At 63.4% G+C, this 21,936-nt stretch carries 22 protein-coding genes; 9 read left to right on the top strand and 13 right to left on the bottom strand.

Translation table 11 applies throughout. The features are described 5' to 3' along the window. The 8 genes from trbE to GVM20_RS06575 are packed head-to-tail and all read left to right on the top strand — an operon-like array spanning position 1 to position 7,944. Positions 1-2,487: a conjugal transfer protein TrbE gene (gene trbE, locus GVM20_RS06610; RefSeq protein WP_166546505.1), complete on the top strand. Its 2,487-nt coding sequence runs from the start codon at positions 1-3 to the stop codon at positions 2,485-2,487. Beyond that, positions 2,484-3,242 (top strand): P-type conjugative transfer protein TrbJ, encoded by a 759-nt coding sequence (gene trbJ / locus GVM20_RS06605; RefSeq protein WP_166546504.1) that lies wholly within the window; start codon positions 2,484-2,486, stop codon positions 3,240-3,242. The genes trbE and trbJ overlap by 4 nt, the downstream gene beginning before the upstream one ends. A gap of 4 nt (positions 3,243-3,246) precedes the next feature. Continuing rightward, the gene (gene trbK-alt, locus GVM20_RS06600; protein WP_166546503.1) at positions 3,247-3,573 is read left to right on the top strand and encodes a putative entry exclusion protein TrbK-alt; all 327 of its coding nucleotides are present in this window, start codon (positions 3,247-3,249) and stop codon (positions 3,571-3,573) included. A 1-nt stretch (position 3,574) separates the two neighbouring features. Beyond that, a complete protein-coding gene (trbL, locus tag GVM20_RS06595; protein ID WP_166546502.1) occupies positions 3,575-4,900 on the top strand; it encodes a P-type conjugative transfer protein TrbL in 1,326 nt (441 codons plus the stop codon). A gap of 5 nt (positions 4,901-4,905) precedes the next feature. After that, positions 4,906-5,589 (top strand): conjugal transfer protein TrbF, encoded by a 684-nt coding sequence (gene trbF / locus GVM20_RS06590; RefSeq protein WP_137776157.1) that lies wholly within the window; start codon positions 4,906-4,908, stop codon positions 5,587-5,589. Further along, a complete protein-coding gene (gene trbG / locus GVM20_RS06585; RefSeq protein WP_166546501.1) occupies positions 5,586-6,551 on the top strand; it encodes a P-type conjugative transfer protein TrbG in 966 nt (321 codons plus the stop codon). Before trbF ends, trbG begins: the two co-directional genes overlap by 4 nt. Then, positions 6,548-7,720 carry a TraB/TrbI/VirB10 family type IV secretion system protein gene (locus tag GVM20_RS06580; RefSeq protein WP_166546500.1) on the top strand — a complete coding sequence of 391 codons (1,173 nt, stop codon included), beginning with the start codon at positions 6,548-6,550 and terminating at the stop codon, positions 7,718-7,720. Before trbG ends, GVM20_RS06580 begins: the two co-directional genes overlap by 4 nt. After that, a complete protein-coding gene (locus tag GVM20_RS06575) occupies positions 7,717-7,944 on the top strand; it encodes a DUF2274 domain-containing protein (RefSeq protein WP_166546499.1) in 228 nt (75 codons plus the stop codon). The genes GVM20_RS06580 and GVM20_RS06575 overlap by 4 nt, the downstream gene beginning before the upstream one ends. Here GVM20_RS06575 and GVM20_RS06570 read toward each other — a convergent pair. The 10 genes from GVM20_RS06570 to GVM20_RS06525 all read right to left on the bottom strand — a co-directional run bounded on the left by GVM20_RS06570 (position 7,932) and on the right by GVM20_RS06525 (position 15,621). Continuing rightward, positions 7,932-8,825 (bottom strand): LysR family transcriptional regulator, encoded by an 894-nt coding sequence (locus GVM20_RS06570; RefSeq protein ID WP_166546498.1) that lies wholly within the window; start codon positions 8,823-8,825, stop codon positions 7,932-7,934. The genes GVM20_RS06575 and GVM20_RS06570 overlap by 13 nt on opposite strands. 207 nt (positions 8,826-9,032) lie before the next feature. Further along, positions 9,033-9,560, bottom strand: a complete 528-nt coding sequence (locus GVM20_RS06565; RefSeq protein WP_199799496.1) for a YybH family protein — start codon at positions 9,558-9,560, stop codon at positions 9,033-9,035. Positions 9,561-9,591: 31 nt separating this feature from the next. Beyond that, on the bottom strand, positions 9,592-10,515 hold the full coding sequence (locus tag GVM20_RS06560) for a CopD family protein (protein WP_166546497.1): 924 nt from the start codon (positions 10,513-10,515) through the stop codon (positions 9,592-9,594). Between the two features lie 7 nt (positions 10,516-10,522). Further along, positions 10,523-10,912, bottom strand: a complete 390-nt coding sequence (gene copC, locus GVM20_RS06555) for a copper homeostasis periplasmic binding protein CopC (protein WP_166546496.1) — start codon at positions 10,910-10,912, stop codon at positions 10,523-10,525. 16 nt (positions 10,913-10,928) lie between these two features. Next, positions 10,929-12,041 (bottom strand): copper resistance protein B, encoded by a 1,113-nt coding sequence (locus GVM20_RS06550; RefSeq protein ID WP_166546495.1) that lies wholly within the window; start codon positions 12,039-12,041, stop codon positions 10,929-10,931. Continuing rightward, positions 12,038-13,900: a copper resistance system multicopper oxidase gene (locus GVM20_RS06545; RefSeq protein ID WP_166546494.1), complete on the bottom strand. Its 1,863-nt coding sequence runs from the start codon at positions 13,898-13,900 to the stop codon at positions 12,038-12,040. The genes GVM20_RS06550 and GVM20_RS06545 overlap by 4 nt, the downstream gene beginning before the upstream one ends. 6 nt (positions 13,901-13,906) lie before the next feature. After that, the gene (locus GVM20_RS06540) at positions 13,907-14,479 is read right to left on the bottom strand and encodes an RNA polymerase sigma factor (protein ID WP_166546493.1); all 573 of its coding nucleotides are present in this window, start codon (positions 14,477-14,479) and stop codon (positions 13,907-13,909) included. Further along, positions 14,476-14,892 (bottom strand): periplasmic heavy metal sensor, encoded by a 417-nt coding sequence (locus GVM20_RS06535; protein ID WP_353653119.1) that lies wholly within the window; start codon positions 14,890-14,892, stop codon positions 14,476-14,478. Before GVM20_RS06535 ends, GVM20_RS06540 begins: the two co-directional genes overlap by 4 nt. Before the next feature lie 17 nt (positions 14,893-14,909). Continuing rightward, complete coding sequence (locus GVM20_RS06530; RefSeq protein ID WP_166546491.1) at positions 14,910-15,167, bottom strand: hypothetical protein; 258 nt, start codon at positions 15,165-15,167, stop codon at positions 14,910-14,912. Positions 15,168-15,213: 46 nt separating this feature from the next. Next, positions 15,214-15,621: a MerR family transcriptional regulator gene (locus tag GVM20_RS06525; RefSeq protein WP_166546490.1), complete on the bottom strand. Its 408-nt coding sequence runs from the start codon at positions 15,619-15,621 to the stop codon at positions 15,214-15,216. 73 nt (positions 15,622-15,694) lie between these two features. Between GVM20_RS06525 and GVM20_RS06520 the strand changes: the two genes are divergently transcribed. Further along, positions 15,695-16,432: a MauE/DoxX family redox-associated membrane protein gene (locus tag GVM20_RS06520; RefSeq protein ID WP_166546489.1), complete on the top strand. Its 738-nt coding sequence runs from the start codon at positions 15,695-15,697 to the stop codon at positions 16,430-16,432. Between the two features lie 16 nt (positions 16,433-16,448). On the opposite strand, the gene GVM20_RS06515 is transcribed toward GVM20_RS06520, so the two are convergent. From GVM20_RS06515 to GVM20_RS06505, 3 genes are all read right to left on the bottom strand, one after another. Continuing rightward, positions 16,449-17,369, bottom strand: a complete 921-nt coding sequence (locus tag GVM20_RS06515) for a cation diffusion facilitator family transporter (RefSeq protein ID WP_166546488.1) — start codon at positions 17,367-17,369, stop codon at positions 16,449-16,451. 113 nt (positions 17,370-17,482) lie between these two features. Next, positions 17,483-20,725: an efflux RND transporter permease subunit gene (locus tag GVM20_RS06510; protein WP_166546487.1), complete on the bottom strand. Its 3,243-nt coding sequence runs from the start codon at positions 20,723-20,725 to the stop codon at positions 17,483-17,485. A gap of 11 nt (positions 20,726-20,736) precedes the next feature. Next, positions 20,737-21,936 (bottom strand): efflux RND transporter periplasmic adaptor subunit, encoded by a 1,200-nt coding sequence (locus GVM20_RS06505; RefSeq protein WP_166546486.1) that lies wholly within the window; start codon positions 21,934-21,936, stop codon positions 20,737-20,739.

The following is a 21,936-nucleotide window of genomic DNA, read 5'->3' as shown; positions in this document are numbered from 1 at the left end:
ATGCTTTCGCTTCGCGAATACCGGAACAAGGCCGACCGGCTTGCCGACTTCCTGCCCTGGGCCGCGCTGGTTGCCCCCGGCGTGGTGCTCAACAAGGACGGCAGCTTCCAGCGCTCGGCCCGTTTCCGCGGTCCCGATCTTGACAGCGCGACGCCTGCAGAGCTGATAGCGACGACCGCGCGGCTCAACAGCGCGCTGCGGCGACTGGGTTCAGGTTGGGCCATATTCGTTGAGGCGGTGCGCCGCCCGGCACAGGACTATCCCGATAGCGATTTTCCCGATCCGGCCTCGGCGCTGGTCGAGCGCGAGCGCGCCGCGCAATTTGCCGAGGAAGGCGCACATTTCGAGAGCCGCTATTTCCTGACCCTGTTGTGGATGCCGCCCGCCGAAGACGCGGCGCGCGCCGAAAGCTGGCTCTACGAGGGGAAGGCCGAAAAGGGCATCAATCCCAAGGAGCTGCTCGACCTCTTCGTCGACCGCACCGAGCGCCTCTTGCGTCTGATCGATGGCTTTGTGCCCGAGGTCGCGTGGCTCGATGACGGCGAGACGCTGACCTATCTGCACAGCTGCGTTTCGACCCGCAGTCACCGCGTGCGCGTTCCCGAAACCCCGATGCATCTTGATGCGTTGCTGGTCGATGAGCCGCTGACCGGCGGGCTTGAACCGCGCCTTGGTCGCGCGCACCTGCGCACGTTGACCGTGGTCGGCTTTCCCAGCAGCACCTTCCCGGGCCTGCTCGACGAACTCAACCGGCTCGCCTTTGCCTATCGCTGGTCGACCCGCGCCGTGATGCTCGACAAGACCGATGCCACCAAGCTGACCGCCAAAATCCGGCGGCAGTGGTTCGCCAAGCGCAAATCGGTCGCAAGCATCCTCAAGGAGGTGATGACCAACGAGGCTTCGACGCTGCTCGACAGCGACGCCTCGAACAAGGCCGCCGATGCCGATGCCGCGCTGCAGGAGCTCGGATCGGATTTTGTCGGCCAGGCCTATGTCACCGCGACGGTGACTGTCTGGGACGAAGACGCGGCGCTGGCAGCGGAGAAGCTGCGTCTGGTCGAGAAGGTCATCCAGGGCCGCGACTTTACCGTGATCGTCGAAGGCATGAACGCGGTCGAAGCCTGGCTCGGATCGCTTCCCGGCCATGTCTACGCCAATGTCCGGACACCCCCGATCTCCACATTGAACCTTGCCCATATGATCCCCCTGTCTGCCGTGTGGGCCGGGCCGGAACGGGACGATCACTTCAAAGCCGCCCCCTTATTCTATGCGCGGACCGAAGGTTCGACCCCGTTCCGGTTCTCTCTCCATGTCGGCGATGTCGGCCATACGCTGATCGTCGGGCCAACGGGGGCGGGCAAGTCGGTGCTGCTGGCGCTGATGGCGCTGCAGTTTCAGCGGTATACCCAAGCCCAGGTCTTTGCCTTCGACTTCGGCGGATCAATCCGGGCAGCGGCGCTGGCCTGCGGCGGGGACTGGCAGGACCTCGGCAATTCGTTGACCGGCTCTGGCCTGGCCGAGGACAGCGCTGGCGCGGTATTGTTGCAACCACTGGCCCGGATCGACGAACCGGCGGAACGCAATTGGGCGGCCGAATGGCTCCAGGCGATCCTCACTGCCGAAGGCATGACCATCGATCCCGCCACCAAGGAGCATCTCTGGTCGGCGCTGACCTCGCTTGCCACCGCGCCCATGGCCGAGCGCACGCTCACCGGGCTGGCCGTCCTGCTCCAGTCGCAGGCCTTGAAGCAGGCGCTCGCGCCCTATTGCATCGGTGGGCCGTTCGGGCGGCTGCTTGATGCCGAGAGCGAACATCTGGGCGAGGCCAGCTTTCAGGCCTTCGAGACCGAAGGACTGACCGGCTCGGCCGCAGCCCCTGCCGTGCTGTCCTATCTGTTCCACCGCATCGAAGGCCGGCTCGATGGCTCGCCAACCATGATCATCATCGACGAGGGCTGGCTTGTCCTCGACAGCCCGGCCTTTGCCGCACAACTGCGCGAATGGCTCAAGACGCTGCGCAAGAAGAATGCGAGCGTGGTTTTCGCAACGCAAAGCCTCGCCGACATCGAGACCAGCGCGATTGCGCCTGCGATCATCGAAAGCTGCCCCACCCGCATCTTCCTCCCCAACGAACGCGCGGTCGAACCGCAGATATTGGCGATCTATCGCCGCTTCGGCCTCAATGACCGGCAGATCGAGATCATCGCGCGGGCTACGCCCAAACGCGATTATTACTGTCAGTCGGCGCGCGGTAACCGATTGTTCGAACTTGGCCTCGGCGAAGTCGCGCTCGCCTTCACCGCCACATCATCAAAGACTGACCAGCTCGCCATCGATGCGATCACGGGCGCGCACGGCAGCGCTGACTTTGCGGCGCGCTGGCTGCGCCATCGCGGTCTTGCCTGGGCAGCCGAGCTGCTGCCCGCTCCCAGTCCCCTTCCCCAACCCGGTCCCCGGTCGGACCAAACCCAGGAGTCGTGCCCATGAAAGCCCGTAAATTCGTCTCGATGCTTGCTGCCAGTGCCGCAGTCCTGTCGCTCAGCGTCAGCGCCATGCTGCCGGCGGCTGCCAGCGCACAGATCGGCGGCGTGGTGTTCGACCCGCGCAACTATGCGCAGAACATCCTGACCGCCGCCCGCACGCTCGAGCAGATCAACAACCAGATCCGGCAGCTCCAGAATCAGGCCACCTCGCTCGTCAACGAAGCGCGCAACCTGCAATCGCTGCCCCTGACCGTGCTCGAGCCGCTGCAGGCGCAGATTCGGCAGACGCAGGCCTTGCTCAGACAGGCACAGCGCGTTGCCTATGATGTTCGGCAGATCGAGCGCGAGTTCCAGAACAATTATCGCGCGGGCGCGATGACCGGGCCGCAGCGCTTGCTGGTCCAGGGTGCCGAGGCCCGGTGGCAGAATAGTGTCGGCGCGTTCGAGGATGCCCTGCGGGTTCAGGCCGGCGTGGTCGGCAATATCGACGGCACGCGCGGCGCTATCGACAGCCTCGTTGGCTCAAGCCAGTCGGCAACCGGCGCGCTTCAGGCCGCCCAGGCTGGCAATCAGCTGCTGGCGGTGCAGGCGCAGCAACTCGCGGACCTGACCGCCACGGTCGCCTCGCTGGCGCGGGCACAATCGCTCGACGCCGCTGCACAAGCGGCCGCCAAGGCGCAGGCACGCGAACAGCTGCGGCGATTCCTCGGCGATCGCCGTCCCTATGTCCCGGCCAATGCCCAGCTGTTCGGGAACTGAAGCGATGGACAGCAAGCTCTTTGCGCGGATTGGGGCCGGCGCGTTCGTCGCCATTGCCATCACCATGGCCGTGCTCGAATTGCGCGAAGAGCCTGCGCCGCCGCCTAGCGCTGCGATAGCTGCGGCGGATGTATCCGGAGACAATGCAAAGGCCACCCTCGCCTATTGCGCAGCGCTCGGCCTTGAGGCGGCATCGGTCGATATCTGCACCGCAGCATGGGCAGCGGAACGCCGGCGGTTTCTGGGGCAGGCCGAGGCTGATGCGGCGGTCGTGCCCCCTGTGACTGACAACAGCGGGGATCCCACCTTCGATATGGCGAGGGATCGCTGACATGGGTGGCACCGGCGTCGTCGACCGCTTCCTCGACATCTTTTCGCGCTACATTGACAGCGGCTTTGGTCTGCTGGGCGGCGAAGTCGCCTTCATCGCAACCACGCTGATCGTCATCGATGTCACGCTGGCAGCGCTGTTCTGGTCTTGGGGCGAGCAGGACGACATTCTTGCCCGCCTGGTCAAGAAGACGCTCTTTGTCGGGATCTTTGCCTATATCATCGGCAACTGGAACAGCCTCGCGCGCATCGTGTTCGAAAGTTTCGCCGGGCTGGGCCTCAAGGCCAGTGGCACCGGGTTTACGGCTGCCGAACTGCTGCAGCCGGGCCGGGTCGCGCAAGTGGGGCTTGACGCCGCCTATCCCTTACTGGAGTCGATCTCCGAGCTCCTCGGCTTTGTCAGCTTCTTCGAGAATTTCCTGCAGATCGTGATCCTGCTGGTCGCCTGGGCGATCGTCATCATCGCCTTCTTCATCCTGTCGATCCAGCTGTTCATCACCCTCATCGAATTCAAGCTGGCAACGCTTTGCGGCTTCGTGCTGATCCCGTTCGGGCTGTTTGGCAAGACCGCCTTCATGGCCGAGCGCGTGCTCGGCCATGTCGTCTCATCGGGCATCAAGGTGCTGGTGCTCGCGGTGATCGTCGGTATCGGCTCGACCATCTTTTCCGAGTTCACAACCGCGATTGCGGGCGAACCCACGATTGAAGACGCACTGTCGATCGTGCTGGCGAGCCTGGCGCTGCTCGGCCTTGGCATCTTCGGTCCTGGGATCGCCAATGGCATTGTTTCGGGCGGACCGCAGCTTGGCGCCGGCGCCGCAGCCGGCACCGCGCTGCTCGCTGGCGGCGCTGCCGCAGGCGCTGTCGCCGGTGCCAAACTGGCGGGCGGCGCGGTCGCCAGTGCGGCCTCCAATGTCGCGCAGGGCACATCGCGCGCGGCAGGCGGCGCAACCATGGCCTACGCCCTCGGCTCTGCCGGCAAGTCAGGCGGCGCAGCAGTGGCAGGCGGCGCGCGTGCCGTCGGCGAATATGCCGCCAGCGCCGTGACATCGCCGCTAAGGAAGGCTGGTGACGGCGTGAAGCAATCCTTCCGCGAGGGCAGCCGCGACGCCATCACCAAGACGGGCGGCAGCATCACACCCGGACCTAACACGCCCCCGCCATCGCCGCCTGCGCCGTCAGATTCCGGTGCCGACCAGCCAGCCTGGGCCAAGGCGATGAAGGACCGGCAGACGATTTCCCACGGCGCGAGCATCGCCGCGCACACGCTCAAATCGGGCGACAGCCATGGCGGCGGCGCCTCGGTCGACACCTCAGAAAAGGACTGACACACATGTTCCGACGACCTTCGATCCGCTACGGCAAGACCCCCGAGCCGGAAACGCCCTACCAGCGCGCAGCCCAGGTCTGGGACGAGCGCATCGGCTCGGCGCGGATACAGGCGCGAAGCTGGCGCTATGCCTTTTTCGGCGCGCTTGGCCTGTCCGCCTGCCTCACCGCGGGGATCGTCTGGCAGGGTTCGCAGGGCTCGATCATTCCCTGGGTGGTGCAGGTCGACAAGCTTGGCGAAGCCCAGGCCGTCGCCCCTGCGGTCAGCGACTTTGATCCGAGCGACCCGCAGATCGCATTCCACCTGGCGCGGTTTATCGAGCAGGTGCGCAGCATTCCCGACGATCCGATCATCGTCCGCCAGAACTGGCTGCGCGCCTATGACTTTGTCACCGACCGCGGCGCATTGGTGCTCAACGATTATGCGCGGACCAATGATCCCTTCGCGGCCGTAGGCCGCGAGCAGGTCGGGATCGATGTCACCAGCGTCATCCGCGCGTCGCCGACCAGCTTCCGCGTTGCCTGGGTCGAACGTCGCTACCGCGATGGGAGCCTCGCCGAGACCAGTCGCTGGACCGCCATCCTGACGATCACCGTCCAGACCCCGCGCACCCCCGATGCCCTGCGCAAGAACCCGCTCGGCATTTTCGTCAATGCCATCAACTGGTCAAAGGAACTTGGCTCATGATCTCGCCCATTCACGGTCGCCTTGCGGTGACCCTCCTGCCCGTCCTGCTTGGAACAACGGCCTGTCCGGCTTCAGCTCAAGTGGTCGCCTCAGAGCCGGCGTCAGCGGTCGTCGATGCAGGGACCACCGCAACAATGCAGACGCAATCCGAACCGCGGCGGACCCCCTCCCACGCCGCGCGCCGCTCCCACCCTTCCTTGCCCCGGGATCGGGTGGGAGCGGCAAACGCCGCCGCGCGCGTGCAGCCCGAGGGCGAGCAGTTCATCAACGCGATCCAGAACTATGCCTGGGCGCCCGGCGCGCTCTATCAGGTCTATGCCGCGCCGGGACAGGTGACCGACATTGCGCTGCAGGAAGGCGAGCAGCTGGTTGGCGCCGGACCTGTCGCTGCCGGCGATACCGTGCGCTGGCTGATCGGCGACACCGTAAGCGGGCGCGGGGCCAGTGCCCGCGTCCACATTCTGGTAAAGCCGGTCCGCTCCGACATCACCACCAACCTCGTCATCAACACCGACCGGCGCACCTATCATATCGAGCTGCGCGCCAATCCGTCGGTCTACATGGCGTCGGTCTCCTGGACCTATCCGCAAGACGAGTTGATCGCCTTGCAACAGGCGCAGGAAGCCGAGACGCGCGCAGCACCAATTGCCGCCAATATCCCGATCGAGGCGCTCAATTTTGCCTACCGCCTGTCGGGCGACCGGCCTGCGTGGCGACCGGTGCGCGTGTTCGATGACGGGCGGCAGACCTTTATCGAATTCCCCGAAAGCGTTGCGCAAGGTCAGATGCCGCCTTTGTTCGGGCTTGGCGAAGGCAATCAGGCCGAGCTCCTCAACTACCGCGTGTCAGGCCGCTTCATGATCGTCGACCGGCTGCTCGAGCGCGCCGAACTGCGCCTGGGCGACCGCCGTTCGCAGCAGCGCGTCGAGATCCGCAAGGAACGCCGGAGGACGCCGTCATGAGCGACGAAGCTGCTCAAACGCCAGAAGAGGCGGTCAAACTGCGCGGCGATCCGCCGCGCGTCATGCGGCTGTCGCGCAAGGCCATCGGTATTGCTTCGGCCTGCGGCTTTGCCCTTGTCGGCGGTGCGCTTATCTATGCCCTGCAGCCAGCGAGCCAGGCCGAGCGCGAGGAGCTGCTCAACACCGAAGGCGCAGCGCGCCCCGATGCATTGGCCGATGCCCCTCGCGACTATGGTGATGTTCCCAAGCTGGGCCCGCCCCTGCCCGGCGATCTCGGCGCGCCGATCCTGGCGGCACAACAGCGCGGCGATGTGGCCGAGCTTCCGCCAATAGGCGCTGCGCCGCCCAATGGCGCTGCGCCAACGCCTGCGCAAACGGCAGCCGAGACCGAACGCCAGCGGCTTGTGCAGGAACGCAGCGCCGCTCGCGAAAGCCGCCTGTTCTTTGGTGGCGGTGCGGGGGCAGCTGCTGTCGGTGACGGATCGGAAGTTGCCGATGCCGGCGGTGGGCCGCCGGTGCCGCAGCTTGCAGCAGCGGCTCAGCGTCCCGCCTTTGCCGACCGCCCCGCCGAGCGCCGGACGGTATCAGCCAGCCGGATCGAGCCACCTGCGGGCACCCATGTCTTGCAGGCGGGCAGCATCATTCCTGCTGCCCTCATCACCGGCATCCGCTCCGATCTTCCAGGTCAGGTCACTGCGCAGGTGACCGAACCTGTCTATGACAGCGTCACCGGCCGCATCCTACTCATCCCCCAAGGGTCACGGCTGATCGGCGACTATAATGCCGACGTGTCCTTCGGCCAGCGCCGGGTCCAACTCGCATGGAACCGCCTGATTCTGCCCGATGGCCGGTCGATCGTGCTCGAACGCCAACCCGGCGGCGACCCATCCGGCTTTGCCGGACTGCAGGACGGCGTGGACTTCCATTGGGGCGGCGTTCTGCGCGCGGCGCTGGTTTCGACCCTGCTGGGTGTTGGCGGCGAGCTTGGCGCTGGCAATGACGACAATCTCACCCGCGCGCTGCGTCGCGGCTCGCAGGACAGTATCGGCCGCGCGGGCGAACAGGTGGTCAGCCGCGAGCTCGATGTGCGGCCAACATTGACCATCCGTCCGGGTTTTCCCGTGCGTGTGCTGGTTACCCGTGATCTGGTATTGGGAGGAGGGTCATGACCCGATTGAAATTGGCCGATCTGGCCGACGAAAAGCCGGTCAAGGTAACCGTCGAGCTCTCCTCCCGACTTCACCGCGACCTGCTTGCCTATGGCTTGGCGATCAACGGCGGCGATACCAAAAATGCTCCCACACCCGAGCGACTGATCCCGCCGATGATCGAGCGGTTCATTGCGACCGACCGGTCCTTCGCCAAATTACGGCGCTCGGGTCAGGCTGGGTAGCGTTCGCTGATCAGTTCGAAGAAACGCTTCAGCGCTGGGTTATCGTTATCCTCGCGCCAATAGAAAGCATAATCGAGGCGCGCAGCACCGCCTTGATCGATGATTTCGAGGAACGTCAGTTCCGGCCATTGCACCCCGATCGAGGCTTCAGTGGCCAGCGTGATGTACCGGCCGAACGGGACCGTGCTCAGGACACTCTCGAGGCTTGTGTCCTGCATGATCAGGTTCGCACGATAGCCCTGATCCGATAATCGGCGCTTCAGCGTGCGCGCCATCGCGGGTCCCACGCCCTGACTGGGCAGCACGAAGACCTGTCGGCGAAAATCACTCCAGTGAACCCGGTCTGATGTGGCCAGTTGATGGTCTTTTGGCAAGGCGACAAGCAATCGCTCCGACCATGCCGAGCGCCGCGAGATGCCGGCGTCGTGCGCATCCGACGGCATCAGCGCGACGTCGATGATCCGGGCTTTCAGATCGCTGAGCATCCGCTCGGGATCGGCTTCGATCCCGTCAAACTGAATGTCGGGGTGACGCCGCATATACTCGCCAATGGTCGCGCGCATGTTGCCGGCCATCAGCGACGCCGAAAACCCGACCGCGATTCTGCCCTCCTCGCCATAGCTGACGGCGCGGGCTGTCGTCTGAAGATTGTCAATGTCGGTGAGAATGCGCCGGGCAACGCTCAGGAACGCCTTGCCCTGCTCAGTTGGTATTGCGCCGCGTGTGCTGCGTTCGAAGAGCTTGATCCCGAGGCGGGCTTCCAAGGCGGCGATCCGTCTGCTCAAGGTCGATTGCTTGATCCGCATTGCTTCGGCGGCGCGTGAGAAATTCTGGGCATCGGCTGTCGCAACAGCAAACCTGAGCTGACGCACTTCGATCATAGGCTACGCGACCTTTATCATCTTCTCCCCGGCCGCATTATCACCAATAATCAGGATCACCCAAATTTTTCCAATGTCTTCAATAACCAGCGGGCAAGATCGCTGCCGCTACAAGCGCGTATTCGTGCTCTCCGCACCCATTAATCCACTATGGGTCATCTCGCTCGAGACCTCAGATTTCCTGCCCGATGTGAAACGAAGGTCAGTTCAGGATATATCGGCCGACGACCAGTGAATGTGTACGATACGCCATTGCCCATTCACTTGCCGGAGCATCATCGTCTCGACCGACCGGCTGTTGATCGCACGCGTGCGGTACGTTCCGGTCACCGTTTCGACACTCATGACCCAGGCCATATCGCCTTGCATACCATGCGTGCGGCGGACCAGGGTTCGCGGCACTGCGGCGCTGAAGGCAGCATCGGCTTCCAGATGATGGCTGGCATATTCGGCGCGGCTGTTTTCAACGCCGCCAGATTCGAAAATAACGACGTCTTCAGAAAGGTGCATCAGCGCTGCGTCCGTAACGCCGCTGGCAAGTGCAGCGTGGAAGGCCATGACAGTACCGACCGGTGTTGCCGCGTCGATAGCGGCGCTCGGCGCTTCCCAGACTGGCATTCGCGGCGCATCGTGCGCCCCGGGATGCGCAGCCGTCAGACTTAGCCCGATCGCCGCGATAGCAGCGTTACGCGCCACTCGTCGCCCTGCCGATTGACCCCCTTCACCTTTGAGCATGACCTTGTTTCTCCCTGTGTCTCCTTTGCATTTACATCATCATTGGCGACATCATGCCCAGCACGGCAACCAGACCGATTACACCGCCGGCCAGGAGCAGCTCGCCTGCAAGGCTTCTGCGAAGGCGCGACAATGCGTTTAAGGGCTCCGCACTCTCGCGGCGTTGGTCGAGAACCTCCCGGCGTCCGATCGAGGCGTTATGCGCGCCGAACGCCAGCATCATGCCAACCAACGTGACTTTAACGATCAGCAAGATGCCATAAGGCGTGCTCAAAACCGCCACGCTGTTCTCCAGTCCAAAGATCAACTGCGCGTTGATCACGCCCGTCAGTGCAGCTGCAGCGACCAGGCCGACGCCTAGCGGCGCGAACGCGTGCATCACGCGAAGCAGCCGCAAGGCAGGGATGAGCTCGCGCTGCCGATGGGCTTTGACCGTAAGCATCAGGAACCAACATATTGCGCCCAGCCACAGGCTGGTCGCCAACAGATGGACGCCATTGTTCAAGCGGTGGAACAGGCCTAATCCACCTTCGGTTGCAGCGGCATGGCCGCTCCAGCTGAGCGTCAGCAATGCGCCAGCGAAGCACAAGGCCGCGATCAACGAAGTTGGCCTACCTGCTCGGCTTGCCAGCAGTGCGCAAAGGCCGATAATCAGCAGGGCCAAGCGTATCAAAAACGCCATGCCCATCTCGGTGCCAATGATCATCGCTTCGATCATTGGCCAGTCGAGCGAAGCAATCGGCGCGCCCATCATCGCTGCAATAGACACCAGCATCAGCGCGATTGACAACAGCGGCGCACAAATGGAGACGAGGGTCAGAGCAGCCCTGTCCTCACCCTGCGACACCCACTCCGGGTGGCGCAGCTTCAGCAATCGAAACGCCGTCCAACCGAACAGGCCAAGCAGCGCACCATAATGCGCAAGGCGCAACCCCTGTTCGGCCAGACCCCCCACGCTGTGATCAGCTAACGATGAAGTTGACGGTGCCGTTCATGCGATGCCCATCAGCTCCGGCGGCCTGCCAGCGCACCTCATAGGTTCCGGCGCGCAGCGGCTGCCGCAGAGCGAGCGTCATGGTCTTGTTGCCATTGCTCCAGGCCGTCGTGAAATTGCGGATCACCATCTCGCCGTGGTTCGCCATCCCGGGCATCGCGGTCATAACGATGCTGGCGGCGGCGGTCGGCGGCAACAGAGCTTCGCTGAATGTGAGGGTCACCGCCCGCGGGCGCGCAACGGTTGCGCCCTCAGCAGGAGTCGAAGCCACGACGCGCGTATGTGCGAGCGCCGCCGACGGGGCCGCAAGCGGCGCAGCGATCATGGCAATTGCGGCGAGGAGAGGTGCGAATTTCATGAGGTATTCCTTTGCTTCAAAACCAGAAACGGATGCCGACGAGATAGTTGGTAACGCTGGGATCCTCGCCGCGTGCGCGGGCGTAATCGGCGCTGCCGCCGAGGCGCCAGCTTTGTTCGATGCCGATATAGGGGGCAAACTCGCGAATGAATTCGTAGCGCAGCCGCACGCCGACCTCGACCGAGTCGATGCCTGACCCGATGCCGAGGCGCGGAATGTCCTGCGCCGACAGGTTCACCTCGGTGCGCGGTTGCAAGATCAGACGCTGCGTGATCCGCTGGTCGACCTCACCCTCTATCCGCGCCGTGAGATCGCCGCGCTGTGACAGAAACAATGCGGCGTCGACTTCGAACATATAGGGCGAAAGCCCTTGCACGCCGATCACTGCATGTGTGGTGTCGGGTCCGCCGAGGTCTTGCCGCACGCCCGCCTGCAGATCCCAGAAGGGCGCAATGGCCCGCGCGTAGAGCGCCTGAACCTCGGCTTGTTCAATCGGTTCGCCGAACGTGCCTTCACCTTCGCTCTTGAACCACAGCCGGCTCGTCGGGCCACCATAATAGCCCTGAAGATCCCACAGATAGCCCTCGCGGCCGTCGCGCACCTGCGTCTCGAAACGATCTCCCTGAAACCAGAAGACCGGGAAATCGCCATGGGTACGTTGCAGATCCTCGCGCGAGGCCCGCATCGCGTCGGCACCCCAAATGGCATCGGCAGCGCGCGGTGGACCGCTTCCGGCCTCAGGTGGCGGCGGGGTTTCCATGTCAGGTCCAGGAGATGCCGACGCTGCGTCGTCCATCATGCCATGATCCATGGTGCTGTGGTCCATGCCAGCCATCGGATCGGCAGGTGCAGCCGCCTCACCCGTCATGTCATGTCCTGCGTGAGGGTCGATTGGCTCAGGAGTCGCAGACTGCTCAGGCATGACGTGCCCCGCGTGCTGATCGGCAGGATCAGGCGCGGTTGGCGCCGCCGGCATGCCTTGCCCGGCATGGGGATCGCCGGGAGCCGGAGCAGGTGTCGGCTCTGGCGCTGGCGCGGGCATCACATGCCCTTGATGCTGCGCGAAGGCCGGGACAGAGATCAACGCGCTCCCGAGGAGGGCCGCTGACAGGATAGACCGCACGCTCATGCTCCGTCGCCCGGACCGACCACGGTCACGGTCTGCATCATCCCGCCATGCATGTGATACATCAGGTGGCAGTGGAACGCCCAGTCGCCCGGCTCGTTGGCGGTGAGATCAAATTGCGCGCTGGCGCCGGGCTGCACGATCACAACGTTCTTGCGCGGCTGATGTGCAGCGCTTTCCCCGTTAACCAGCTCGAAGAACATGCCGTGCAGATGGATGGGGTGCGCCATCATGGTGTTGTTGATGAGCTTCACCCGCACCCGCTCGTTCCAGGCAAAGCGGATCGGCACATCGCTGACGGCAGAATACATCCGTCCATCGAACGACCACATGTAGCGTTCCATATTGCCGGTGAGGTGGAGTTCGAGCAATCGCGATGGCTCGCGCGGGTCCCGATTGGGCTCAAGCGCGGTGAGCATCCGATAGTTGAGCACGCGGTGCGGCATATCGCGCAGGCCGAGGCCGGGATCGCCCATTTTGTCCGTCGGTGCCATCGACACCATGTCGATCCCCGGACCAATCGCAACGTCAGGCGGCAGCAGCGTGGTGTCTCGCATCATCATGCCGTCCATGCTCATTCCGCCCATCGCCATCCCGTCCATCGCGTCGTCACCCGGCGCTGCGGTTGTACCATGCCCCATGGCGGCATGATCCGCCGCTCCCGCAGCGTCGGCAGCGCTGCCAGCATGCACGCCGTGATCCATCATGCCGTGGTCCATCCCACCGGCACCATGGTTCATGCCCATATCGCCCATCGTCAGCAGCGGCGGATCGCGCAAGGCCGGAACCGTAGCGCGCGCGCCGGGGCGACTGGCCAGCATCGCCAGCGCCATGCCGGAACGATCCATGGACTCAGCCACGATGGCATAGGCTTCGTCGCTGCCCGGCGTAATGATCACATCGTAGATCTCGGCAGTGCCGATCTGGAACTCATCAACCTCGACCGGTCGCACGTTCTGGCCATCGGCAGCGATGACCGTCATTGGCAGGCCCGGAATGCGAACATTGAAGAAGCTCTGCGCCGATCCGTTGATGATGCGCAGCCGCACGCGTTCTCCGGCGCGGAACAGATATTCCATCCCCTCGGACGGGCCGCGCCCGTTGGCGAGGAAGGTGTAGGTCGGCGCGCCAATATCCATGATATCGGTCGGCATCATCCGCATTTCGGCCCACATCCGCCGTTCTTCGCCCGACATCGGATATCGGTCGGTCCAAGTGCTCAGCTGCCGGTTGAAATAGCCTTCGCCTGTGCGCAACCGACTCATGATGAAATGCGGGTCGAGCACGGTGAAGTCACTCAGCAGCAGGATGTAATCGCGATCAAACTGCACCGGCTCGGCCCCTGCCGGATCAATGATCATTGGGCCGTAATGGCCGGATTGCTCCTGCAGACCCGAATGGCTGTGATACCAATAGGTGCCCGACTGGCGGATGGGGAACTCGTAGGTGAAGGTCTGGCCCGGTTTGATACCGGGAAAGCTGATGCCGGGCACCCCATCCATGTGGAACGGCACAAGGAAGCCGTGCCAGTGGACCGATGTGTCGGTCTCCAGGTTATTGGTGACATTCAGGCGGACATTCTGCCCTTCGCGCAGCCGGATCAGCGGGCCGGGGACACTGCCATTGACGGCAATGCCCGGGCCGCGCCGCCCTTCGACAATGCGGTGGCCGCTGCCAACGGTCAGGTCGATGACATCGCCTGATAGCTCGCCAAAGCCTGCAGGAATACGCGGGCCGCCGCGCCCATGGCTGCCGCTGCGGTGGACGCTGTGACCCTGCGCCCAGGCCGGCATGGCAGCGAAGGCTGATCCCGCACCAAGGGCGGCGATGAGGTGACGTCGTGTAAGGTTCGGACTGTTCATACGCTTCTATACGCGCGCGTCCGTGCTACCCCTCACAATGCCCACCAATTTTTGACGCGCGCGAGAAAGCCGCGTCTCGACCGCCTTGACACTGATGCCCAGCGTCATTGCTGCCTCCTGCTGGCTCAGGCCCTCAACCGTGCACAGAATCAACACCTCTTTCAGCATGGCTGGAAGCTCGGCGATCGCACGGGCGGTGGCGGCAAGCTCGGCGCGGTCTGCAGCAAGTGTTTCCGCCGAAGGCGCATCATCAGCAATCCAGTCCGCCGTGTGCTCGGGCATCGGCAGACCGATAAACCGCCTGACCGCGCGGCGACGAGCCCAGTCCCGGCATTTGTTGAGCGTGATGGCGCTGATCCATGCCTTGAAAGGTCGCTCGGGATCATAACGGTTCAGCGCAGCAAATGCCGCGACGAACGTTTCCTGCGCGATATCGAAGGCTTCCTCAGGATCACCCGTCGCGGAGCGCGCAAGCCGGTACACGGTCTCACGGTAGCGCTCGACGAGAGCACGTTGCGCGCCCGACAGGCCAGCCCGCGCGTCGCGTATAAGCGCCACATCCAGATTGTCTGAGGTCACTGCGGCTGTGTAGCGAGGCTCTTGCTAACCACCGCATCGAACCGCGCCTGTTGATCGGGACGAAGAATGGCCCGCATCGCGAAAACATGCTCGAGCGTCGCCTTCTGGAGATCCCCCATAGCATCATGCGTATCGTCCACCGCCGCAGAAACGCGGGGACCATATTCATGTTCGGCGGCGATGGCGTCGCCGAGGAGTGCATTGCTTCGCCTGAGCCGGTCTTCCAGCGCCTCGCGCCGCGCAGCAAACTGGCGCTCCAGTGCGGTCAGTTCTTGTTCCTGGGCCGGATCAAGGTCGAGCTCACCATGAATCAAGGCATGGAGTTCAGCCCCACCATGGTGCGGTGCGGGTTGAAGCATGCGCCCAAGCCACACCCCGACCAGCGCGAGCGCAATGATCAGGCCTGCCGCCAAGGCGATACGACGGAGGTTCATTCCTGACCCAGTGCAATCAAGGGCGTAAGCGAAGAAGGCGGACCGAAGGCAGCCAGGGGCACCTCGGCGCGTGCCGGCACTTGGAGCCCGCCGACGACCCCTATCCCAAGCGACATCACAAGCCCCAATCCGAGCATCGCCCGCGTCTGCCGCACCTCGTTCTGCGCGCGGGCCGCCAGCCTTCCGCCGTCAAGGGCGGAAAGATCCGGAACGGGAAGCCTAGCCAGTCGGGCGAGATTTGTGTCGAGGTCCATCAAGAAGCTCCTTCGACGTAGTATACGCGGGCGCGGCAAAAACCCCTCATGTTGCCACCTTCGATCCTGCATTTTCTTGCGCAAAGCTGAAAGCATCGATGATGGGACAGGGTCCGGATTGTTCCGACGCACAGTTATCGGCGAGCCTGACGAGGGCTCCCCGCATGGTTTGCAACGTCGCGATTTTCTCATCGAGAGCCGCGATCCTAACGCGTGCCAGATTCTGCGCCGCTGTGCGATCGCCCGTATCGAGAGCAAGAAGGGTCGCGATCTCGTCAAGCGTGAAGCCCGCAATCTGCGCCGAGCGGATCGATTGCAAACGGCCAAGATCGATGCGCGTATAGCGGCGTGGCCCCTCATGCCGCGCAGGCTGCGCCAGCAATCCGCGCCGCTGATAATAGCGGATCGTCTCGACATTGACCCCGCCTGCGCGGGCAAACTCACCGATTTTCATTTTGAGCCTTGATCCCGTACCATGGTACGGAACTTATATGGGTGGTATTGCATCGATTCAAAGGAATTCACCAATGCCCTCACCCACCAAAACCGCGGTGCTCCACCGCATGGTCATGCCCAATCACACCTGCCCTTATGGCCTGAAATCCAAGCATCTGCTCGAAACGCGCGGCTACAAGGTCGATGATCGGCATCTCACCACGCGCGAACAGACCGACGCGTTCAAGGCTGAACACGGGGTTGCAACCACACCTCAGACCTTCATCGACGGTGAGCGTATTGGAGGGCATGACGACCTGCGGCGATACTTCGGGATCAAGGTCCCCGATCCCAATGCGACCAGCTACCGCCCGATAATCGCGCTCTTCGCCATGACCGCAGCGATGGCGATGGCAGCTGGCATCGCGGTCGATGGCACGGCTCTGAGCGTTCGCGTTGCGGAGTGGTTTATTGCCTTCAGCATGTGCGTGCTGGCGCTGCTCAAGCTCCAGAATGTCGACAAGTTCGCAACGATGTTCCTCAATTACGACCTGTTGGCAAAGCGCTGGGTGCCTTATGCGACCCTCTATCCCTTCGCCGAGGGCTTGGCCGGCGTGCTGATGGTTTCCGGCCAGCTGCATTGGCTCTCGATACCGGTGGCGCTGTTCATCGGCACAATCGGTGCCATCTCGGTCTTCAAGGCAGTCTATATCGACAAGCGCGAACTCAAATGCGCCTGCGTCGGCGGTGACAGCAATGTGCCGCTGGGCTTTGTCTCATTGACAGAAAACCTAATGATGATCGGCATGGCAGTGTGGATGATGACGTAGGGTGGAAATCGCCAATTTAGCGATGCAATACCGTCTCATCGGTGCATGGAACAGTTTCTGTCTGGATTGTGACGTGATGGATCGCGAACTGCGCTGCCAGCATGTCTGCCACATCACGCCGCACTACTTCTGCATCCTCCCCGCCATCAATCGCAACATGCGCGGTCAGGCTAGCGTCGTCGCCCGCGACCGACCACAGATGCAGGTCGTGAACCCCGTTCACGCCCTGCATCTCGGCCATCGCCGTGCGGATGGCTTTGAGGTCAAACCCACGCGGCACGCCTTGTAGGAGGATATGCATGGTGTCGCGCAGCAATATCCACGTGCGCGGCAGCACCCAGAGACCGATCGCGATCGCGACGATCGGGTCGATCCAGTTGAGGCCGGTGAAATAGATTGCAATGGCCGCACCAATGACGCCAAGCGAGCCGAGCATGTCAGCCCACACCTCGAGATACGCCCCCTTGATATTGAGGCTGTCGTCCTTGCCACCAGCAAGGATCCGCATGGCAATAAGGTTCACGAGCAACCCGAGCGTTGCGACAATCAGCATCCCGACCGATTCAACGGGCTGCGGTGCAAAGAACCGCCCAATCCCCTCGATCAGAATGTATCCGGCGACCGCAAACAGCAGGATCGCGTTGAAGGCAGCAGCCAATATCTCGAATCGCCGATAGCCGAAGGTACGCTGATCATCGGGCGGACGCTGACCGATCTTGACCGCCGCCAGCGCAATCGCCAGCGCCGCACTGTCAGTAAACATATGCGCAGCGTCAGAAAGCAGCGCCAGGCTGTCAAAGACAAAGGCCCCGACCAACTCGGCGATCAGGAAGGTCGTCGTCAGTCCGAGCGCAATGGCAAGGCGCCGGGTGCTGGCACCAGCGCCATGGCTATGGCCCTGGTGACCGGCATTGCCATGATCATGACCCGCGCCCATCAGCTTGCCACCAAGGAGCCATTGCAAGGGCCGCCAAGAGCCGATGCACTTCGCTTACCGCTGCTGTTCATTGCGTCTCTCCTGAGCTTTGGTCTATTTTCTTGGTCATTCGTCTAAGCCATCACGGGCGAAAGCGGCTGAGGCTCTTCGTCCGGAAAGCGCCTGGCTTCCCGGTCAAGCACAAGCCGGGCCAGCGCCGGCAGGACGACCAAGGTCAGCAAGGTCGCCGAGATCAATCCGCCGATCACCACCGTCGCGATCGGTCGCTGCACTTCCGCACCTGTGCCGCTCGCCAGCGCCATCGGCACGAAACCAAGACTGGCCACCAATGCCGTCATCAGCACGGGTCGCAAACGCATCAGCGCCCCTTCGCGCACCGATTCCAGCACGCCCTTGCCGTTCTGACGCAGCGCAAGGATGCTCGACATCATGACCAGCCCATTGAGCACTGCCACGCCCGACAGAGCGATGAAGCCAACCGCTGCAGAGACCGAAAAGGGCATGCCACGCAGCCATAGCAGCAGCACGCCCCCGCTCAGCGCGAGCGGGACGGCGGAGAAGACCATCGCCGCACGGCTTGCCGACCCCAGCGCTGCGTAAAGCAAGGCGAAGATCGCCGCGAAGACAAGTGGCACCACAATACTGAGGCGATTTTGCGCACGTTCGAGATTCTCGAACTGGCCGCCCCAGTCGATCCACAGACCCGGAGGAATCTGCACATCATTGGCGACCGCGGCTTGCGCATCGGCAACGAACGAGCCCAAGTCCCGCCCGCGCACATTAGCCTGCACAACAACCCGACGCTTGCCGTTTTCGCGGCTGACCTGGTTGGGTCCGTTTTCAATGCGGAAGCGAACGAGCTGGCCAAGCTGCACGGACCGCGCCGTGCCATCTGCCGATGGCAATGCAACTGGTAAGGCCGCAAGCGCATCGAGATCGCGCCGCTGCTCTTCGGGCAGGCGCACCACGACATCAAACCGCCGATCGCCTTCGAACACCAGCCCGGCCTCGCGGCCGCCGAGCGCGATCTGCACCACATCAGTCACGTCGCCAACCGACAGACCATAGGCTGCAATCGCTGCCCGGTCGAAATCGATCACAAGCGCCGGCAATCCTTCGGTCTGCTCAACCTTGACATCCGAAGCACCGTCGACCGCGCGCAGCGCAGCTGCAACGCGCTGCGCCGTGGCATTGAGTGTTTCAAAATCATCGCCATAGACCTTGACCGCTACATCGGATCGAACGCCCGAAATCAGCTCGTTAAAGCGCATCTGGATAGGCTGGCTCAACTCATAATTGTTGCCGAGCAGCGTGTTCAGCCGGGCTTCCACCCGGGCAATCAGCGCGGCCTTTGTTTCGGACGGATCGGTCCACTCCTCTCGTGGGTGCAGGATCACGAAAGTGTCGGACACATTGCCGGGCATCGGGTCAGTCGCCACTTCCGCCGTGCCCGTCTTTGAAAAGACCGTCGCGACCTCCGGAAAGCCAGCAATCACCCGCTCAACCTGCAACTGCATTGAGGCCGATTGCTCGACACTCGTCGACGGGATCCGCATCGCGTGGAGCGCGAAATTCTTCTCGTCGAGCTGGGGAATGAACTCGCGACCAAGGCTGGTGAAAGCGACGAGCGCGACAAGGAAAATCGCCGCTCCCGAGCCGATGGCCACCCATGGCCGGGCAAGCGCCTTGTCGAGCAATGGCTCATAACGGCTCCGCGTTGCCGCCAGCACGCGCGGCTCCTTCTCCTCGACCTTGCCAGTCACGAGCAGCGCCACCATCGCTGGTACGAAGGTCAGCGAGAGGACAAAGGCTGCGGTCAGTGCCAGCATCACGGTGATCGCCATCGGCGCGAACATCTTGCCTTCCACCCCGTCGAACGCGAGCAGCGGCAGATACACCAGGATAATGATGGCCTGACCGAACACCGATGGGCGGATCATCTCGCGCGCCGCAACCATCACTTCGTGAAGCCGCTCCTGCAAACTGAGCAACCTGTCTTCATGATGCTGACGCTCGGCCAGACGGCGCAGGCAATTTTCAACGATGATGACCGCACCATCGACAATCAGACCGAAATCGAGCGCGCCGAGACTCATCAGATTGCCTGAAACACCCCCTTTGACCATCCCGATTGCCGCCAGCAGCATCGACAGCGGGATCACCAGCGCCGTGATGATGGCAGCGCGGAAATTGCCGAGCAGCAGAAACAGGACGACAATAACAAGGAGCGCGCCCTCGGTCAGGTTCTTGGCCACCGTGCTGATCGTCGCATCAACCAGCACCGAACGATCAAGCACCGGCGTCACGACAATACCGGGCGGGAGGGCCGCGCCGATCTCATCGAGCTTCTCGGCGGATTCGGCCGCCACCGTGCGGCTGTTGCCACCTGCAAGCATCAGGGCGGTGCCAACCACAGCGCCATGACCATTGACGCTGGCTGCACCCGTGCGGACCTCGCGACCCGACGAAATGGTCGCCACATCAATGACCCGCACCGGCGCCCCGCCCCGCTGGGCAATCACGATATTGGCAATCTCAGACCCGCGTGACACCCGGGCATCGGCGCGAACCACCAGTCCTTCCCCGCTGCGCTCGACCACGCCGGCACCGCTCGACACATTGCCACGTTCGAGCGCGTCGACGAGATCGGTCATCGAAAGACCGGCGGCGGCGAGCCGCACCGGATCAGGTGCGACTTCATATTGCTTCACGAAACCGCCGATGGCGTCGACCCCTGCGACATTGGCAACCTGACGCATCTGTGGCCGAATGATCCAGTCCTGGACCGTACGCAGGTAGGTCAGCCGCTCTTCCGGCGTCGTCAGCCGCTGTCCCTCAGGAGTAAGATAGCTGCCGTCAGTTTGCCAGCCCGGCTGCCCGGCCCGCGCGCGCGGAGCCCCGCGCCCGTCGGGATGCGCGAAGTCGACCGTCCACATCAGCACTTCGCCAAGGCCGGTAGATACCGGTCCGATCTGTGGATCCACCCCCGGCGGCAACGTGCCCGCCGCCTGCGTCAAGCGCTCACCTACTTGCTGGCGGGCGAAATAGAGATCGGTATCATCGGTGAAGATCACCGTGACCTGCGCAAACCCGTTGCGCGAAATCGAGCGGGTTTCAACGAGGCCGGGCATGCCCGCCATGGCAGTTTCAATAGGATAGCTGACTTGGCGTTCCATTTCCGTCGGCCCGAGCGAGGGCGCAACGGCGTTGATCTGCACCTGCCGGTTGGTGATGTCGGGCACCGCATCGACAGGCAGTTGTACAAGCTGGGTCGCACCATAAATGGCGGCAAACGCGGTCAGGAGGACCACCAGCACCCTTCGCTCGACGGCGAAGGCGAGGATTTTTTCAATCATGGTTCGTCCTCTCAATGATCATGTTCGGCCTCGGCCTTGCCGAGTTCCGCTTTGAGGACGAAGGCATTGACGGTCGCGACGCGTTCGCCGACGCGCAGACCCGAGATGATCGGCACGGCGGAATCGCTGCCAGTGCCCACCGTCACCGGCCGCACGACAAAGCCGCGCGGCGTGCGCACGAAAACAACACTGCGCCCCTCAACCTCCTGGATCGCGCTGCGCGGCACCACTGGCACCCGCTGGCCATCGCTCCCGGGCGTCGTGACCCGCGCACTGACATTCTGGCCGACACGAAGGTCGCCATCGCGATTGTCGATGGTGGCGATCGCCTTGGCCGCCCCGGTGGCCGGATCAACAGCGGGAGAGAGGAACCGGATACGGCCCGTGTGCGGGTGATCGCTACCCTGAACAGAAAGCATCATCGTCTGGCCGACCCGAACGCGCTGGATATCGCGCGCAGGGATCATCAATTCCGCCCAGACCGTGCGCGGATCGGCAACCTGAAACAGCTCGCGCTCGGGCGGAACATATTCACCCGGCGTAACGGTCACCGAAGTAACCTCACCCGCAACCGGCGAACGCAGCGTCATCAGCCGGGTGGTGCCTCCTCCCGTCCCTGCACCCAGCGCACGCAAGGCTTGCTCGGCTTGCTGCGCATCAATTCGCGCCGCATCGTAGGCGGCTTGCGCTGCTTCATATTCCTGACGTGCCGTGACACGTTGGCGGAACAGACTTTCCTCTCGCGCAAGAACAGTGCGTGCGGCTTCGGCTGCGCGCCGTGCGCGTGCCGATGCGCCCTGCGCCTCGGCAACCTCGCGGCTGTCAATGACAGCGAGCGCATCACCTACCGCGACCCGGTCGCCGAGCTGGCGCAAGATCCGCACGACAACGCCCGACGTGCGTGCGGTGACATGACCGACCGACTGTGTCGGCGGCACGAGCACGCCCGCCGTTGTCACTTCGCCCCCGGCAAAGCCTTCTCCGACTGCCGCAACCACGATCCCTGCTGTGCGCAGCTGCGCTTCGGTCACCATGATGGTGCCTTCCCCTGGCGCCACCTCGGCCTCCGCATCGCCGCCAGACTCAGCGCCTTTAGCAGCTTCATCACTCTGTGCAGCGTCGCCGCGCAGCACATAGCCCGCGCCGCCACCTACAAGGGCAATGATCGCGGCCCCGCCGATCAGGGCCAGCATTTTTCGGTCAATCGTCAT

It is taken from the genome of Porphyrobacter sp. SLTP (assembly GCF_009905735.1).
In the GTDB taxonomy this organism is placed as follows: Bacteria; Pseudomonadota; Alphaproteobacteria; order Sphingomonadales; family Sphingomonadaceae; genus Erythrobacter.
This window is presented reverse-complemented; position numbering and strand designations above follow the sequence as displayed.